The sequence below is a fragment of the Arthrobacter sp. NtRootA1 genome (genome assembly GCF_019976975.1).
Taxonomy (GTDB): Bacteria; Actinomycetota; Actinomycetes; order Actinomycetales; family Micrococcaceae; genus Arthrobacter; species Arthrobacter aromaticivorans.
In genome coordinates, this window is record NZ_AP024630.1 from 4,412,052 (window position 1) to 4,428,902 (window position 16,851).

A 16,851-nucleotide genomic window follows, 5' to 3' on the forward strand; every position below is an offset into this window, starting at 1 on the left:
GCCATAGGCAGCGAACCCTCACAAGGGAATCCAAGAGTTCACCGCAACCCGAAAGGCGGTATCCCCCGGTGCCATGTTCCGCCGTGTTGCCACTTGCGTTACACCGGCCACCGAGGCACCCGGCACGTGGCTCACGTCGCTCCGAACAGATGCCCCGGGTGTCTCATCGCGGGCCGACGCCGAAGCCGTCAAAGTCCAGGGGATCAGTGAGCCCAACGAACCTCCTACTGCTGCGGAGGCTGTCACAGTCACCCAATCGCCGTCGCTTGCCACCCCCGTTGTGACTCCCTCGCCCGCCAAGCGCTTGACGATGCCCTGCACTTCGCCGGAATTCTCGCCCCGCGCAAGGCTGCGAGCACCGGCCCTGGCCGCCTCCTCCAACCGCAGCTGTGTTATCCCTGCTGCACCGGCAGCCAACAAGAAGGCGAACAGCAAAATCACCGCTGGCAGGGCAACTGCGAACTCGGCTGTCACGGCACCACATTGGTTCTGTCTTGCTGGCACTTTGATGGGGAGAGGCGCCGGCTTGATTGGGAGAGGCACGGGCTTGATGGGGAGAGGCACCGGCGAGGTCATGGCAAGGACAACGCGGTGCGAACCAGGTTGAGCAGGAATCCTCGAACTTCCTCGCTGCGCAGGATAACCACCAGCAAACCAGCGAGCCCCACGGCCGCGAGCGTTGCTATGGCGTATTCCGCTGTTGCCATACCGCCTTCGGACCCCATGAGCGGGGTTCGCCTGAGGGTCATCTGCCTGTTCAACTGCTGGATTGTGGCCGGGCCATGAGGTTCTACCCGGTTGAACAGCTCCATCTCCAGCTGCTCCGTCCCATGCTGTTCAATCCCGAACTGCACAACCGCGCGGTTGCCACTCTTGTGTTGCCGGGCCTCATCCGTGCCGCTGCCATGCCCCACGGATGCAAGACCGGCAAGAGTTGCTGCCAGCGCACGCGAGGCGTTCCGTCGCTCGGAGCGCCGGGCGGGGAGGGTGCTGGAGGGAGTTTCCATAGTGTGTTCCTTTCAAGAAAGCCGACAGGTCTGCAGGGGTGAAATCGACTCTTCCCTGACTCCGGCCGCCGCTGAAGCCCCTGGTTCAGCCAAGTGGATAACCACCCGCTGGGACTGGTTGTGGAGGAAGAGACGGCTGCCGGGCATGCGCTGATAACGTTCGCTATCCAGCCGGAAGCATGGCGATGAGGACGGGCACGATTCCCAGGCAAATGAAGGCGGGCAAGGAACAAAGGCCCAGGGGAACCACAAGCTTCACTCCCAGGGCGGCAGCTCGCTTCTCGGCGGCACGGAATTGCTCGCGGCGCTCCCTGGCCGCTTGGGCATAAAGAATGGAAGCCGAGGGCGCACCGGTCAATGCGGCGAAAGCCAGAGCATCCTTCAAGCGCGCTACCTCGGGCTGATGCTGGGCAGGGTTTCGCCAGGCAGCGTCCCAGTCGGCCCCCATGGCAAGCGCAGCGACGACGGGACGGAGATCCTGGCTGATTTTCGGTGCGGCGCTAAGGGAAATCAGTTCCAGTGCCCGCCCGATTCCGGCGCCTGCATCCAGCATGGAAGCTACGAGTTCCAGCATCATCGCCGTGTCCCGAAGCCCGTCCCCCGCAGTGGCGGCCTCTGGTCGAAGGCTGGAGTCGTCCCTGGAGTTACGCTCCTCGGCCAAACTTGTGTACAACCGGCCGCGAAGCCCTGCTGGCCTGGCGAATCCCACAAAGGCCGCCAGAGCCAGTACCGCCACGAGCGCAAGAGACATCATGTGGAGCCTACCGCCGAAGCGACGAGCCGGGAGGACCACACACGCCCTGCGACGGTCAGCAGAAGGCCAATGATCAGAGTGGCCACTCCGAAGACATTACCCAGCAGGATTCCCAACGGGTCCACTCCGAGGGCCATCCCGAGCACCAAGCCAAAGACCGGGAGCCAGGACAGCAACCTCACCGTGGCTTTGGGTCCAGCGAGGGCAGTTTGACGTGCTGCTTCAGAATCTTCCTCAGCTTCGAGTTGTGCTGCGAACCTGGTGAGGAGCTCTGCGAGTGGACAACCACTGGTTTGGGCTACATCAAGGCATGCGGCCAATTCCATCCAGATGCGGCGTTCCGTGCTTCCCCGGCCTGGATAGACCTTCGCGGAGCTGTTGCGAATAGCTTCTGCTGGGGAATTTCCAATGGTTGAGGCTGCCCGTGCGGAGGCCAGCACCCTGACGGATTCCACTGAGATTCCTGGAGTCGGCAGGTGGGCTGTGGTCCTCGGCAAAGCCTCCAGGCCCGGTCCGGAGCCATGGACGAGCCATAATTCTTCCCAAAGCTGCGATTGTCCGCGTCCTCCTCGCAAAAGTGCAGCGAGTTGCTGCACCAACACCACGAGGGATAAGGGCTCTACCTTTGCGCGCCACATGCGCCACGGCCTTTTGCCCACTCCTGGTATTGCATGCTCTTTCCGAACACCGGTCCCACTCAGGGACGAGGGCTTGGCGAGTCTTGCCCGCATTCGTCGGCTGCCGGCTTGGGGCGGCTTGAGCTGGAGCAATGCCGCCAGCGCCAGTGCTAGCACCAGGGTGGGGATCACAAGTCCAGGCCCATCACAGTGAGTGCATCCGGGCCGACGGGTAGGCCCTGCAAAGATCCGTCCGCCTCCCCGGATACCCCAGGAGAAAGCCGTGAACTCAGCTCCGCCCACGCTGGTCCCTGCGCTAGGCCCTCGGGGCTCCATCGCAGTGCGGTCACCACTTGTTGGCCGTGCAAGGAGTCAGTCAGCACACCGATCGAGCCTACTTTCCGCCCCAACGGCGTCCGTTCCACATGAATCACAACGTCCAATGCACTTGAGACCTGCAACCGAACGGCCTCGGCGTTCAACCCTGCGAGCGCGCCGAGAGCCGTCAGCCGCGCCGGAACTGCTTCCGCCGTGTTGGCGTGGATTGTTCCTCCGCCGCCTGTATGACCGGTATTGAGCGCGGTGAGTAACTCGCGGACTTCGGCGCCGCGACACTCTCCCACAATGAGCCGGTCCGGACGCATACGCAGGGCTTGACGGACCAACTCGCCAAGGTCCAGCGCTCCACCTCCCTCAAGGTTTCCATGGCGGGATTCAAGGGTGAGTACATGCGGGTGGACCGGATTGAGTTCAGCGGCATCTTCGATCAATACCAATCGTTCGGACGGGTTGCACAGCCCGAGCATGGTGGACAGGAGTGTGGTCTTCCCTGATCCCGTGGCACCGCTGACCAGGAAGCTCAAGCGCTGCTCCACAATTGCGCGGAGAAGAGCCTCGATGTGCTGGTCGAACATGCCACCGTCGCGCAATTCAGCCATTGTGAAGGTTTCTTCGCGCCGAATTCGAATCGACAACAGAGTCCCCGCAGTTGATATAGGCGCCAGAACTGCATGTACGCGATAGCCGCCTTTGAGCCTGACATCTACGCAGGGAGAGCCGTCGTCCAACCGGCGACCACCTGCAGAGACCAGCCTTGCGGCCAGCGCCCTGACTTGCTGTTCAGAATCGAACTGCACCGGGGACCGTTCCAGGCCCCGACCGCGGTCGAGCCAGACGGACCCGGGGCCATTGACGAAGATGTCTGTGACCGAGGGATCGTGTGCAAGCTGCTGCAGGGGCCCCAGACCATTCAATTCCGCATTAATGGATTCCGCGGCCTCTAGTGCTCCGGCCGTACCCAACAGCTTGCCGCTGGCCTGTACGGCGGCCGCAACAGTGGAGGGTGTTACTGGCCCGTTTCCCGAGAGGACAGACTCCCGGACGGTTTCAAGAAGGACGGAGTCCAACCGACGGCTCTGACTCCGGCGCCCAGCGGTGAAGGATGTCCGGGGCCAGGCTTGCGCGCTTCTGTCCTGACGGCTCATTCAATCGTGCCGTTCAATTCCAGCACGCCCCGGGCGAACCGGTTCACGGACTTGCGACGCCCCAGATCAAGGAGCCGACCGAGTTCGGTCCCCGCGGCCGCTCCTCGAATCTCCGGAAGAATCCCCAACAGCGGCAGTCCCAACGACTCGGCAATGAGTTGCGCATCAACGGCCGAAGGGCCACCGCCCCGGACCACCAATCCCGTGTCCAAGGGTGGCAGCTCGTTGAGGATGCGGGCCGCGGCAACAGCCGGTTTCAGGTGGGCTGTGGTCATCAACAGGATCCTCTCGCAGTCCCACGCGAAGGTTCGCAGGCATTCCTCACTGCGCCCAATGTCCACCACGACGAGTTCGAAACTTCGTCGCGCGGCATCCATGACAGCGGCCACAGAACCGGCATCCGGTGTGGTGAACGCTTCACGCGTACCCGGCCACGACAGGAACGCGAAGCCACCAGCCACCGGCAGGGAGTCCCTGAATTGGACGGGATCAATGCTTCCCCGCGTTTCGGCGAAGTCCGGCCAGCGCAAGCCAGCCACATCTTGAACGGTGATCGCCAGTTCCAGGCCACCACCCCAAGGATCGCCGTCCATCAGGATAGTGCTGATGCCGTGGCCTGCCGCTGCCTGGGCAAGCCAAATTGCTGTGGTGGAGGCTCCAGCCCCACCGCAGCCTCCCACAATCCCGATAACGAAACCGCCAGGTTCCGGCGAACCGGACACGCTCAAGTACTCGGCCAACCAATTTGCGGCCTCGGGAAGGACAGCTACACGCTCTGCGCCCAGGACAGCAGCCAGCCGCCACAACCCATCGCCCTCAACAGACCTGCCCAGTAAGACAGTGGGCGCTTGCCTTCGAGGCGGCAGCTCGCGGATGTCGCTGCCCACCAGAACAACGTCGGCGCCATCCCAGCCATGCATTGCCGCTCCGACGTCGGCGGCCAACTCGAGGCTGCCACCGGCGGCAGCGACGATTCTTCGCGCCTCTTCCTGCAGGTAGGCATCGCCGGTGACGAGTAAGATTTCGGCAGCTTCCCCGGGCATCCATGATTCGTCCGCAGCCTGCCCCAAGAGTTCGTTGCTGGACCGTCTGCGCCCAAAATGTCGCTTGCTCATGAAGCCACTTTCCCGGCGTCGAAGCCTGCAACATAAGCTCTCAAACGCCCCATGTGGACAACCCTGCCCAAACGAGGGTTGTGGAGGAACAGTTGATGTGTTCCCACAGGGCAGAATGGAAACCATGTATTTGCTGCTCGCCGCCCATCCGGACGGCGCAGCCATACAAAGAGTCTCTCCGACGGGGAAGGCCACCACGGACCCTCGCGTCGTGGCGCGAGCTGAGTTACCCGGCGTCGTCCGTGAACTGGAAAGCCAGCGGCCCCGCTGGGTGTGGCATCGCGCGCAGGATTGCTACCCGGAACTCCTGAGGAGCGGCGTGAAACTGGAGCGCTGCCACGACCTCGCCCTCTGCGGAGCCATCCTGGCGCACTCATCTTTCACGGCGCACACAGACTACGCAAAGAACGCAGAAAAGCTCACGCAAGACGACGATTCAACGCCGCCGCGGGCACTGCAGCCCCCACCCCCGCCAGCCGATCAAGGGGCACTCTTTGACGACTTCACCCCGGCCTCCAAAAGTCCCGGGCTGGCTGAACTGAGGGATCAGTTTGCTGCGCAACAGCACGCGATCGCCCAGGTACCTGATGACGACCAACGGAAGCAACGCTTGCAATTGCTGCTCGCGGCCGAGTCTGCCTGTGCAATCGTTGCGGTGGAAATGCAACACTCCGGCGTTCCCTGGCGGGAAGAGGTGCACGAGCAGATCCTTGCCGACGTACTCGGGCCCCGTCCGCCACTTGGCCATAGGCCGCGGGCACTTGAGATGCTGTGCAACGAGCTGCGGGAGATCCTCACTTCACCAAGCCTGAACCCGGACTCCCCTCAAGACCTTATGCGGGCCCTCCATCGGAACGGAATCGAAGTCAAAAGCACCCGCCAATGGGAGCTCCAGGAGTCCAAACACCCTGCGATCCAGCCTCTGCTTGCGTACAAGAAGCTCTCCCGCCTGCATACCGCGAATGGGTGGGCCTGGCTGGATGCGTGGGTCCAGGATGGCCGGTTCCACCCCGAGTATGTAGTGGGAGGCGTGGTGTCCGGAAGGTGGGCATCCCGCGGCGGAGGTGCTCTGCAGATTCCCAAAAACATCCGTGCCGCAGTTCGTGCGGACCCTGGCCACAAGCTCATTGTTGCCGATGCCTCCCAGCTGGAACCGCGCGTCCTTGTAGCGCTCGCCCAGGACACAAAAATGGCCGAGGCCGCGCGCGATAAGGACCTTTACGCCGGTATCGCGGCCCAAGGTTTCGGTGGGGACCGGTCCAAGGCGAAGGTGGCGCTGCTCGGCGCCATTTACGGCGCCACCACCGGTGAATCGGGCAGGCTCATGCCGCAACTGGCACGCACGTACCCGCGAGCGGTGGGCTTTGTGGAGCAAGCAGCCAGAGAAGGCGAGGCAGGCCGGACCGTCACCACCCGTTTGGGGCGAAGCAGCCCACCCCCGTCCCACGGCTGGTTGCGAAGCCAACAGTCCACCACCGCCGAGGAGCAGCGGCGAGCCGACAACCTGGCGCGCTCTCGTGGCCGGTTCACGCGGAACTTCGTAGTCCAGGGCTCGGCTGCGGAATGGGCTTCCTGCTGGTTGGCGGAATTACGACGGCGGCTGCGGGCTTTGGATGCCGAAGGCTTACCCTCAGGGGAGCTCGTCTTCTTCCTTCACGACGAAGTAATGGTCCATGCCCCGGATGAAGCCGTAGACGCCTGCATCCAGGCGATCGAGGAGTCCGCAAACGCAGCGAAAGAGCTTATGTTCGGGCGGATTCCGGTCGAATTCCCGGTGAGTGTCGCCGTCGTCGATTCTTACGACAAAACGAAGTAGGCACCTGCTTGTCCACCCCTGCTGTCCCGGAGGAAACTGGCCACGTGGGTTCGGACGTGCGTGATTCCGTGGATTCGTACATTGCTTTCCAACTTGCAGAGCTGGAAGGCTGCTTGCCGCTGGTTGGCGCGGCCGACCAGGACGCCGTCCACGGGGCCCGGCTGGCGCTTCGGCGGCTCCGTTCTGTCCTTTCATGCTACAAATCCGTTCTCCCTGACGTCCCGGGAGCCACGGGCCGAGACGTCCGGTGGCTGGCGCGCTCCCTCGGCGAAGCCCGCGACGCATACGTTCTGTCCCTGCGTTTGGCGCTATGGCTGGACGCATCAGAGGCCTGGTTGTCACCGGAAGCACTCCATAAAGCCGTGAACCAGCTCCTTGCCAGCAGTAACGCAATGGCTACCCGGATCGGGACCGGAAGTCGATGGCAGGGAATCGTCAAGGCAACCCGGCAAGCCCTCCTTCCTGCAACGGCCCACTTGGCGGCAGGGGAAACCGACAACCATCCCAGTTTCCTCGAGGTGGTGGAACTCCTGCAGCCGCGTTGGGAGACGGTGCAGAAGAGCTTGGAAACTACGCAACGAACCCTGGAGCCGGACAGCAGGCATGCCGATGAAGCAGAACGCAACGAAGTGCTTCATGGCGCGCGAAAGGACATCAAAGTATTGCGGTACTCCGTGGAGGCGGTGGCCCCTGTCCTGGGTGCAGGCGCCACGGCGATCATCCAACCATCGATGACCCTGCAGCGTCTCCTCGGAGAACAACACGACAGCGTGGCTGGCCAGGCATGGATAAAAAGTCTTTCAGAAATGCCCGGTGTAGAGCCCTTGGACGTCGAGGACCTTCAAAACATGGAACAACGTAGGCTCGCCGAGACCGAGGCCAGCCTCCGGGCAGCGTTGCTCGCTTCCCCTGTCCCTGAGCCTCGCCGAATGCTGCTGGGTTGATCATTCGTCACCTTCGCCGTCGACAGGTGGCACGACGGAGTGGCCGGCACAATGGAGTAGACGGCCCGACGGAGCAGCCAGCGCTCAGATTAGCTGCCACCCTCACAACAAGCCAGTCACATCTCGCAGTGTGATGGTGCATGACAATTCCATGACCGGTACCCCAAAGTAACTTTCTTTCCCGCTGGCTTCTGGATACGTTCTCTAGGTGGGATCGGCACACCGGCCCACGACTGCTGCAAGGAAGCATCAAGGGGGACAGCACAAAATGGCTGGCAGGTTCGAAATTCTCAAAGACAGCGACGACTCGTACCGGTTTCGCCTTACAGCGGCGGACGGAACGGTTGTAGCGGAGTCACCAACGTTCAAGCATCTCAAAGGCGTGGTGGACGGCATTAATGCAGTGCGTGAAAACGCCGCAACAGGGCTGATCGTGGACCGCTCGACGGCGAACCGAAGGGCTGCCTGAACGGCGCCCGCGGCCGGAGCTGCTAGAGCTCGATCTCGTACAGCTTGTCCTGGTCCCAGGGGACCGTCCATCCGAGTTCGTCGAACAAACCGCTGAGTACCATCCCGGTAAAGCCCCAGACCACGACGCCGTTGACGGTAAAACCCGGACTCCTGAAAGTCCGGCCGAAACGGGAAATGGTGGCGGATACCCGGTTGACGGGGTCCAGGAGATCCCGAACCGGGACCCGGAACACCTGGGCGGACTCAGCGTAATCGACGACGCGAACGGGTGATGGAGAGTCCCACCAGGCAAGTACGGGTGTCACCCGGAAATTGCTGCGGATCAGCCCGAGCTCGGGGATGACGCCCAGCACCTTCACGCCACTGACGTCCAGCCCTGTCTCTTCCACTGCCTCACGCAAGGCCGCGGACACCACGGAGTCATCCTCCGGATCCACGCTCCCGCCCGGAAACGCTACCTGGCCTGGATGGTCGTCCAGGGTGTGAGCCCGTTCAAGCAGGAGGACGTCGAGGTCCGCCGGCGCAAAGGGGCGTCCGGATTCGGCCGGGATGTTGTCCAGCACACCAAAGAGCATGAGCACGGCGGCGGCGCGATTGGTTTCCGGCGTGACCGGCAACTGCGCCCAGTGGGAAGAATGTTGCTGCTCGCCGGCCTCAAAGCGGGACACTAACTTGGCAAGGTCCTCAAACGCGGTCACCCGGGCCTCCTCTGTGATTCCATCCGGATCTCCGCCGCCCTGTGCGTCTCGGCAAGCAACTTCTCCAACAGTGCCTCGTTGCCGGGCGCGAGCTCGTACTTCAACAACTTTGCCGCCTTGACGGGGTCGGTCTCGCCGTCGCCATAGCTGGGACAGAGACTGGCAACCGGGCACGCCCCACAGGCGGGTTTCTTAGCGTGGCATATCCTCCGGCCGTGGAAGACCACGCGATGCGAAAGCATGGTCCAGTCGCGTGGTTCAAAGAGCTCAGCGACGTCGAATTCGATCTTCACGGGATCATCGGATGCCGTCCACCCGAAACGGCGTGCCAGTCTCCCGAAGTGCGTGTCAACAGTAATTCCGGGGACACCAAAGGCGTTCCCGAGGACCACGTTGGCTGTTTTCCGCCCGACGCCCGGAAGTGTCACGAGATCCTCGAGGCGACCTGGAACCTCGCCGTCGTACTCGTCCACTAACCGGGTGCTAAGGGCCAGGACGTTCCTGGCCTTTGCCCTGAAGAATCCAGTGGGCTGCAGGATCGATTCCAGCTCAGCAGGGTCCGCTTCCGCCAAGGCGCGGGCGTCCGGGTAGCGGGCAAACAGGATCTTGGTGACTTGGTTGACCAGTACGTCCGTGGTCTGGGCCGAGAGGACTGTGGCCACCACAAGCTCAAACGGATTCCGGAAATCCAGCTCGGCGTGAGCATAAGGGTATTTGTCAGCCAAGATCCTGTTGATCTTGCGTGCCCGGCGTTTCAAGGCGAGCAGGGAACCAGCTTCAGCGATGGCCACAGCGTCCTTCTCAGCCGCGTTCGATATTGCTGAGCTCCCGCAGGACCCCAACCTTGCCATCGGTGTCCTGGACCAGGAATTCGTCGCCACGGTCCTCGAGCGCGAGGACCCAACCGCCAGGCTCAATGGTGAAGGCCGGAGCACCTGTCCGTTCGTCATATGCAGTTCGAGGCTGGGCTACGGCAAACCAGAAGGCTTCATAGGCAGGAGAGGAACCGGAATCATCAGAACGCCTGGACGGATCCACAGTGGCCCCAATGGAGTCGCTCACGGAACGGGTATCGGCGGACACGATGGGCGTGGCCATGGTGGCAGCCCATCCGCGCTCATTTCCGGACGTCTGGGCGGCCGGCGTCTGGGCGGCGGGCTGCTGGGCTGCTGCGGGCTGTGCGGCGGCGGGCTGCCGGGCAGCCGGTTGCTGGGCGTGCTGGGTAGTGGCCGGTGCCTGCGTCGGCGATTGCGGTTGTCCCGGACTTTCCACGACGACGTCTGGCTCGGCCGGTGAGGGCTCTGCTGGCGAAGCCGGAGCGGGCGACCCGGATGCAGCCGGGGCAGTGGCAGGGGCGGCAGCTGCGGGCGCTGCAGCTGCGGGCGAGGGAGGAGAGGAGGGTGCGGCAGCATGAGGTTCCGCAGCAGGCGTGGAATCGGCCGAATGCACGACGGCGGGCCCACCAGTTGGGGCCGGAGCAACGCGGCCGGACGTGGCTGGCGGAGCGTAGGGGCTCGCACCGGCTGGCGGAGCATATGGATGGGCACTGGCAGAACCTGCACCCTGCGCCTGATACCCCGTTGCTCGGGAGTCGGGCGTCGAAGGCCCGCTTGCCGACTTCGGCGCTTTGGGTTCCTTGGGAGGCTTCGGGGCAGCCGGTTTACGGGTGGGAATCGCTGCCTGGCGGGCAACAATGTGGGCCGGTGTTTCAGCGCGGCCCTTGAAATCAGCCGACAGCACTGGCAGATGCGGGGCCAGAACGGTGGCGGCCAGCAAGCCCACGGAACCCACTAGGCCCAGCAGGACACTGCCGTTGAAGGAATCGACGATCGTCAGGAAGAACAAGGGCACCGCGAATGCAGCGGTCACGGAAGCGAACTGGTCAATCGACAACGAGCCGACGCGGACAATGGTCCCGGGCTGAAGCCGACGGGCAACGAAAAGCGCCACAACAACTACCGGCAGGATGATTCCCAGAAGGAGGAAGAAAAGGTTGTCCAGGTTCCACAGGTTGTAACGGCCACCGAACATGGGCAGCAGCGAGGCGATGAACATCAGGAGTACGGAACCGAAAACCGTGAGGTCACGAATGGTGAAAGGGCCGGCAACTGCCTCGTATTTGGTGGGTGCGCCTGAGGCGGACTTCGCAGCAGTGGTGGTACCGGCGTCGTTCGCCTTTCCAGCCGCGGTGTCCGGTCCCGTCGGGTGTGAGTCGTGCGGGCCTGGGCTCAGCTGGTTCATCTATTTCTCCTTCGTACGGCGGCGCCTTGGACAGTCCGGACCGGTATTTTCCGCAGGTTTCCGCGGAAAACCGGGCACACCTGACGATGCGTCCCAAGACTTATTCAGCCTATGCCACGCCACTGACACTCTTCTAGCTGAAATCGGCCACGCTGCTCCGTCCACAGGAAACTCCAAGGTTCCTTACAGTCTGGCATTGCCAACCCCCGTCATGTAAGCGGTTCCTGACAACCAAAGCAGCCATTCGTCGACGAATCCGTACCGCTCGCTGACCCATTTGTGACCACGCACACGTAGGACCTCCCAAAGCGATAATGTTGAAGGCGGACAACACTCTGCGGATCCGCCGCGGGACGCACTGCAACGGCTCACGGCTGGAGTGCGGACTTAGCTGGCGGCGTCCGCGCAGCAAAGATCGATGAATGATGAGGTTCACCATGTCCCAGGACACCACCGGATCCACGGCCACCGCTGCAGCGTCGACGCCGCAGAACGGTCCGGCACCGCACGTCGAGGCTCTCGAGAATTTACTCCACGAGAACCGTAAGTTCCCGCCATCACCTGAGTTTGCCGCGAACGCCGTGGCTAGCGCCGATGAGTATAAAGTGGCCGAAGCGGACCGTCCCGCGTTTTGGGCGAAGCAGGCCCGTGAGCTGCTGAGCTGGGACAAGGACTTCAGCGATGCCCTGGATTGGTCGGATCCGCCGTTCGCCAAGTGGTTTGTGGGCGGTGAGGTCAACGCCGCGTACAACGCGTTGGACCGCCACGTGGAGAACGGCCTGGGAGACCGCGTTGCCATTTACTTCGAGGGTGAGCCCGGCGATACCCGCACGTACACATATGCGCAGTTGACCGACGAGGTTAAGAAGGCCGCGAACGCCTTCGAAGCCCTGGGCGTTGCCAAGGGCGACCGCGTAGCCGTGTACCTGCCGATGATTCCCGAGGCCGTCATCACGATCCTGGCCTGCGCCCGGATCGGTGCTGTGCATTCGGTGGTGTTCGGCGGCTTCTCCGCCGACGCGCTCCGTTCCCGCATCGAGGACGCCGAGGCCAAGCTTGTGGTCACCGCGGACGGCACCTACCGCCGGGGCAAGCCCAGCCCGCTGAAGCCGGCCGTGGACGAGGCCCTCAGTAAAGAGGGACACTCCGTGCAGAACGTCGTCGTGGTCAAGCGCAACGGCGAGGACGTCAACTGGGTCCAAGGCCGCGACCTCTGGTGGGCTGACACCGTTGACAAGGCAGCAACCGAGCACACCGCCGTCGGGCATGACTCCGAGCACCCTTTGTTCATCCTGTACACCTCCGGTACCACCGGCAAGCCCAAGGGCATCCTGCACACCACCGGCGGCTACCTCACCCAGAGCGCCTACACGCACAAGGCCGTCTTTGACCTTCACCCGGAAACGGACGTGTACTGGTGCACCGCCGACGTCGGATGGGTCACCGGGCACTCCTACGTCGCCTACGCACCGCTGATCAACGGCGCCACCCAGGTCATGTATGAAGGCACACCGGATTCCCCGCACCAGGGCCGCTGGTGGGAGATCGTGGAGAAGTACAAGGTCTCCATCCTCTACACAGCCCCCACGGCGATCCGGACGTTCATGAAGTGGGGCCGGGAGATCCCGGGCAAGTACGATCTGTCCTCCATCCGCGTCCTGGGCTCCGTGGGCGAACCCATTAACCCCGAAGCGTGGATGTGGTACCGCGAGGTCATCGGCGGCAACGCCGGCAAGAACGGCGAACGCAAGGAACACCCCGCCCCGATCGTGGACACCTGGTGGCAGACCGAAACCGGTGCGCAGATGATCGCGCCCCTGCCCGGCGTCACCGCCACCAAACCCGGCTCAGCCCAGGTACCACTGCCCGGTATCGCCGTGGACGTGGTGGACGAAACCGGCGAGTCCGTTGCCAACGGCGAAGGCGGTTACCTTGTGGTCCGCGAACCGTGGCCCTCCATGCTCCGCGGTATCTGGGGCGACCCGGAACGGTTCAAGGACACCTACTGGTCCCGTTTCGAGACCATGTACTTCGCCGGTGACGGCGCCAAGAAGGACGAAGACGGCGACGTCTGGCTCCTGGGCCGGGTGGATGACGTCATGAACGTCTCCGGCCACCGCCTCTCCACCACCGAGATCGAATCCGCCCTCGTCTCCCACCCCTCCGTGGCCGAAGCGGCGGTCGTGGGTGCCGCTGACGAGACCACCGGGCAGGCCATCGTCGCGTTCGTCATCCTCCGCGGCGACGCCGTAAACGGCGGCGACGAAACCGTCCTGGAGCTGCGCAACCACGTGGGCAAGGAAATCGGCCCCATCGCCAAGCCCAAGCAGTTGCTGATCGTGCCGGAATTGCCGAAGACCCGCTCGGGCAAGATCGTCCGCCGCCTCCTGAAAGACATCGCAGAAGGCCGCGACACCGGCGATGCCACCACCCTGGCAGACCCCGCCATCATGACCCAGATCGCGGAATCGCTGCGTAAGTAGCCTCCCTCGGACCCACTAGTCGACGGCGCCGCTCCCCTCCCAAGGCGAGCGGCGCCGTCGTGCGTTCAAAAGGATCGTGACGACGCCGCGACTGCATTTGCCACCCAGCAGCAGCGCCGGGTCCTAGACTGGAGCCAGAATCAGCCTCGTGTTTGATGAGGCTCTCCAGAAAGGCCCTGATGCTTCAGGCAGCACGCCACTCCGCCATCATCGATGCCGTCCAGCGCGAGCGCGTTGTGCGGGTATCGGACCTCGCCCAGTTGCTGGGCGTCTCCCCCATGACCGTCCGGCGTGATATAGAAGCCCTCGAAGAAACCGGCCGGGTGGAACGAATTCATGGCGGGGCCAAACTTCCCGGCGATGCCAGCACCCACGAGCCCGGCTTTGAGCTCAAGTCCACACAGCTGACCGCGGAAAAGCATGCCATTGCGGTCGAGGCTGCCTCGCTGGTCCACGAAGGCATGGCGATCGGGCTCAGCGCAGGAACCACCACATGGGCTCTGGCGCAGGAACTCGTCCATGGTCCCCGAATCACCGTTGTCACCAACTCCGTGCGGATAGCCGATCTGTTCCATCATGGGTCTTCATCAGGGCCGGCCCGGTTCGGCTCAACCGTGATCCTGATTGGCGGCGAACGCACGCCGTCGGACGCGTTGGTGGGGCCGATTGCGACGTCCTCGCTCAAGCAGCTTCATCTTGACGTCCTGTTCCTGGGCGTCCATGGCATGGACGCCCAGGCAGGTTTCACCACCCCCAATCTGCTCGAGGCCGAAACGGACCGTGCATTCATGGCATCGGCCCGCAGCACTGTGGTCCTGGCCGACTACAGCAAGTGGGGCGTAGTGGGCATAGCCTCCATTGCCCAGTTGGAAGAGGCCGACGAGCTCATTACCGATTCGAACCTGGGTGAGGATGCCCGCCGCGTGCTCGCCGAGAATGTTGCGAAGCTGAGAATCGCGGACGTCCAGGCCAAGTAGGCTCTCATACCGCGGGTGGAGGCCTGCCCGGGGAGGTCAACCAGTGGGCTGACGCCTAGGGATGGGGCCTTTGGGGATGCTGGAGTCATGAACGCCATCCTCCACGCTCAGCAACTCACCAAGCACTACCCCGGCAACATCGCGCTCGATCACGTGGACTTCGCCGCAATTGCGGGCGAATCCATTGCAATCATTGGGCCGTCGGGTTCCGGTAAGACCACCCTTCTGCACTGCCTAGCCGGGATTTTGAGGCCCGACGCCGGTACGGTCACCTTGAGCTCGGCGGTCGGTCCGGTCCGATTGGATTCCCTCGGAGATGGGGCGCTTTCCCGTCTCCGCCGGGAGGAATTCGGTTTCGTCTTCCAGCAGGGCATGTTGCTGCCGGAACTGACCGCCCTTGAGAACGTTGCTTTGGCGCTGATGCTGAACGGCACCGATCGGACTACCTCCGAGGCCCGTGCCGCCGAGTGGCTGGCGGCCCTTGGCCTTGCCGGCATGGAGCAGCGCCGGCTCGGTGAATTGTCTGGCGGGCAGGTCCAGCGGGTGGCCATCGCCCGGGCCCACGTCACAGGTGCACGCATCGTCTTTGCCGACGAACCCACTGGTGCCTTGGACTCCGCCACCTCAAATGAGGTCCTCGACGTGTTGCTTCAGTCCGTCGCAGCCAATGGCCGAACGCTGCTGGTGGTCACCCACGATCCCAACGTGGCAGCACGCTGCCAACGCGTCGTGGAACTGCGTGACGGCCGGATCGTGGCGGACACTGGCTGCGCCGTTCCCCCTCCCAGCCAGCCGGCCCCTGCAACCACTGACTTCAAGGGTGCGTTCAATGTCTAGCCTTGCCCTTGCCCTTCGCCTCACCCCGTACCTCTCCCGGAGCAGCAGCCGTCAAACAGGGCTGCACCAAACCAAACTGCGCGACGCAGGGTTGCCAATTCTCGCGTTCGGCACGGTCACGGCACTCCTCTTGACGGTGGCTGGCGGTTCCCAAGTCTTCTGGTCCTGGTCTGATGACATCGCGGGCACCTATCAGGCGCTGGCCGTCGTCGCCATGGTCTTGCTCGTCATACCGCTGCTGACGCTCGGTGCCTCTGCAGCACGACTGGCCGCCCGCCGTCGTGATGACCGATTGGCGTCCCTTCGCCTCTTGGGTGCCAGTAGTGCCACGGTCATATGGATGACGGTCATAGAGTCAACAGTCCTGGCGGCAATCGGGGCGGTAGCTGGTGCTGGCCTGTATGCCTGCGCGGCGCCTTTTCTGGGATTGATCCAGTTCCGTGGACACGCGATAGGCGGCCATGCCTGGTTGTCCGTGGCGTCCATTCTCGGATGCATCCTGGCAGTCTGCGTCCTTGCCGCAGCGAGCGCTGCGCTTGGCCTGCGGAAGGTGGTACTGACGCCGCTGGGCGTGCGGACCAGGCAAACGGCGAACGGCGCGCACTGGGTTCGCGGTGTAATCGCGGCCGTGGTGGTGGTCTTCGGAGTGGTGGCCATGGGCATGCTCAGCAGTTTCGGCGCGTTTATGGTGATTATCGCCGTGATGGGCGGCTGCTTTGGACTGGCCCTGCTTGCACTGAACCTGATGGGGCCGTGGGTCCTCCGACTTCAGGCGTCGTCGCAGCTCAAGAGGGCAAGGCGCCCCGAACAACTGCTCGCTGCACGGACAGTCCTGGAAAGTCCCAAGGAATCGTGGCGACAAGTTGGGGGCGTCGCGATGACCAGTTTTGTGGGAGTGTTCGTGGGCGTCGGCATGGCGGTGGCGGACACGATGGGCAGCAGCACATCGGATGAATCCACGCAGCTGGTGCGCGATATCAACACCGGCGTGATGATCACCCTGCTGGGCTCGTTCCTCATGGTGGCTTGTTCCGCCGGCGTGAACCAAGCCGCAGCGGTGCTTGACCGTGCCTCGACCCTCGTGGCCCTGGACCGGGTAGGGATGCCGCAGAAACTCATGGTGGCTGCACGGGTCAAGGCAGTGATGTCCCCATTGCTCCTCGTGGCGGGCATCTCTGCGGCCGCAGCAGCAGCGTTGGTCCTGCCACTGGCGGGTCCTGCCCTGTTGACCCGGCCCGTGGTGTTCCTGACCGTTGGTGGAGTTTTTGCGGCCGGCTTCCTCTTGGTCCGGCTCGCCCTGGCCGCGGGCACTGCACAGATCGGCCAGGTACTCGCCCGGCCCGAACGCTACGCCAGCATGGACTCGTAGCCCGCGGATGTTCTCTCACATCGGGGCCCTTTTTGAGG

General features: G+C 63.5%; 16 protein-coding genes. 7 read left to right on the forward strand and 9 right to left on the reverse strand.

The features are described from left to right. Positions 1–18: 18 nt before the first annotated feature. The 6 genes from LDN90_RS20060 to ssd all read right to left on the reverse strand — a co-directional run bounded on the left by LDN90_RS20060 (position 19) and on the right by ssd (position 4,977). Positions 19–474 carry a TadE family type IV pilus minor pilin gene (locus tag LDN90_RS20060; protein ID WP_263426270.1) on the reverse strand — a complete coding sequence of 152 codons (456 nt, stop codon included), beginning with the start codon at positions 472–474 and terminating at the stop codon, positions 19–21. A 98-nt stretch (positions 475–572) separates the two neighbouring features. After that, positions 573–1,007, reverse strand: a complete 435-nt coding sequence (locus tag LDN90_RS20065) for a DUF4244 domain-containing protein (RefSeq protein ID WP_216927029.1) — start codon at positions 1,005–1,007, stop codon at positions 573–575. A gap of 163 nt (positions 1,008–1,170) precedes the next feature. Then, positions 1,171–1,758 (reverse strand): type II secretion system F family protein, encoded by a 588-nt coding sequence (locus tag LDN90_RS20070; protein ID WP_223949342.1) that lies wholly within the window; start codon positions 1,756–1,758, stop codon positions 1,171–1,173. Further along, positions 1,758–2,399, reverse strand: coding sequence for a hypothetical protein (locus LDN90_RS20075; protein ID WP_346346992.1), 642 nt, complete (start codon positions 2,397–2,399; stop codon positions 1,758–1,760). The genes LDN90_RS20070 and LDN90_RS20075 overlap by 1 nt, the downstream gene beginning before the upstream one ends. A 167-nt stretch (positions 2,400–2,566) precedes the next feature. After that, a complete protein-coding gene (locus tag LDN90_RS20080) occupies positions 2,567–3,862 on the reverse strand; it encodes a TadA family conjugal transfer-associated ATPase (protein WP_223946845.1) in 1,296 nt (431 codons plus the stop codon). After that, the gene (gene ssd, locus LDN90_RS20085) at positions 3,859–4,977 is read right to left on the reverse strand and encodes a septum site-determining protein Ssd (protein ID WP_346346993.1); all 1,119 of its coding nucleotides are present in this window, start codon (positions 4,975–4,977) and stop codon (positions 3,859–3,861) included. The genes LDN90_RS20080 and ssd overlap by 4 nt, the downstream gene beginning before the upstream one ends. A gap of 124 nt (positions 4,978–5,101) precedes the next feature. Here ssd and LDN90_RS20090 point away from each other — a divergent pair, with 124 nt between their 5' ends. From LDN90_RS20090 to LDN90_RS20100, 3 genes are all read left to right on the forward strand, one after another. Then, complete coding sequence (locus LDN90_RS20090) at positions 5,102–6,793, forward strand: bifunctional 3'-5' exonuclease/DNA polymerase (protein WP_223946846.1); 1,692 nt, start codon at positions 5,102–5,104, stop codon at positions 6,791–6,793. 8 nt (positions 6,794–6,801) lie between these two features. Then, on the forward strand, positions 6,802–7,737 hold the full coding sequence (locus LDN90_RS20095) for a CHAD domain-containing protein (RefSeq protein ID WP_223946847.1): 936 nt from the start codon (positions 6,802–6,804) through the stop codon (positions 7,735–7,737). Between the two features lie 268 nt (positions 7,738–8,005). Then, positions 8,006–8,206, forward strand: coding sequence for a DUF1508 domain-containing protein (locus LDN90_RS20100; protein ID WP_223946848.1), 201 nt, complete (start codon positions 8,006–8,008; stop codon positions 8,204–8,206). Between the two features lie 22 nt (positions 8,207–8,228). Here the strand turns inward: LDN90_RS20100 and LDN90_RS20105 are convergent, their stop codons facing one another. From LDN90_RS20105 to LDN90_RS20115, 3 genes are read right to left on the reverse strand one after another with little or no spacing between them, the layout of a single operon-like run. After that, positions 8,229–8,906, reverse strand: a complete 678-nt coding sequence (locus tag LDN90_RS20105; RefSeq protein ID WP_216927023.1) for a CoA pyrophosphatase — start codon at positions 8,904–8,906, stop codon at positions 8,229–8,231. Beyond that, positions 8,903–9,697, reverse strand: coding sequence for an endonuclease III (nth, locus tag LDN90_RS20110; protein ID WP_223946849.1), 795 nt, complete (start codon positions 9,695–9,697; stop codon positions 8,903–8,905). The genes LDN90_RS20105 and nth overlap by 4 nt, the downstream gene beginning before the upstream one ends. Before the next feature lie 10 nt (positions 9,698–9,707). Then, complete coding sequence (locus LDN90_RS20115; protein ID WP_223946850.1) at positions 9,708–11,147, reverse strand: hypothetical protein; 1,440 nt, start codon at positions 11,145–11,147, stop codon at positions 9,708–9,710. Between the two features lie 437 nt (positions 11,148–11,584). Here LDN90_RS20115 and acs point away from each other — a divergent pair, with 437 nt between their 5' ends. The 4 genes from acs (at position 11,585) to LDN90_RS20135 (ending at position 16,813) form a co-directional block, all read left to right on the forward strand. Then, the gene (gene acs / locus LDN90_RS20120; RefSeq protein ID WP_223949344.1) at positions 11,585–13,630 is read left to right on the forward strand and encodes an acetate--CoA ligase; all 2,046 of its coding nucleotides are present in this window, start codon (positions 11,585–11,587) and stop codon (positions 13,628–13,630) included. 179 nt (positions 13,631–13,809) lie between these two features. Continuing rightward, entirely contained in the window at positions 13,810–14,607 is a 798-nt protein-coding gene (locus tag LDN90_RS20125; RefSeq protein ID WP_216927051.1) for a DeoR/GlpR family DNA-binding transcription regulator, read from the forward strand. Between the two features lie 87 nt (positions 14,608–14,694). Then, complete coding sequence (locus tag LDN90_RS20130) at positions 14,695–15,444, forward strand: ABC transporter ATP-binding protein (RefSeq protein ID WP_223946851.1); 750 nt, start codon at positions 14,695–14,697, stop codon at positions 15,442–15,444. Continuing rightward, positions 15,437–16,813, forward strand: a complete 1,377-nt coding sequence (locus LDN90_RS20135) for an FtsX-like permease family protein (RefSeq protein WP_223946852.1) — start codon at positions 15,437–15,439, stop codon at positions 16,811–16,813. The genes LDN90_RS20130 and LDN90_RS20135 overlap by 8 nt, the downstream gene beginning before the upstream one ends. The last annotated feature ends 38 nt before the right edge of the window (positions 16,814–16,851 follow it).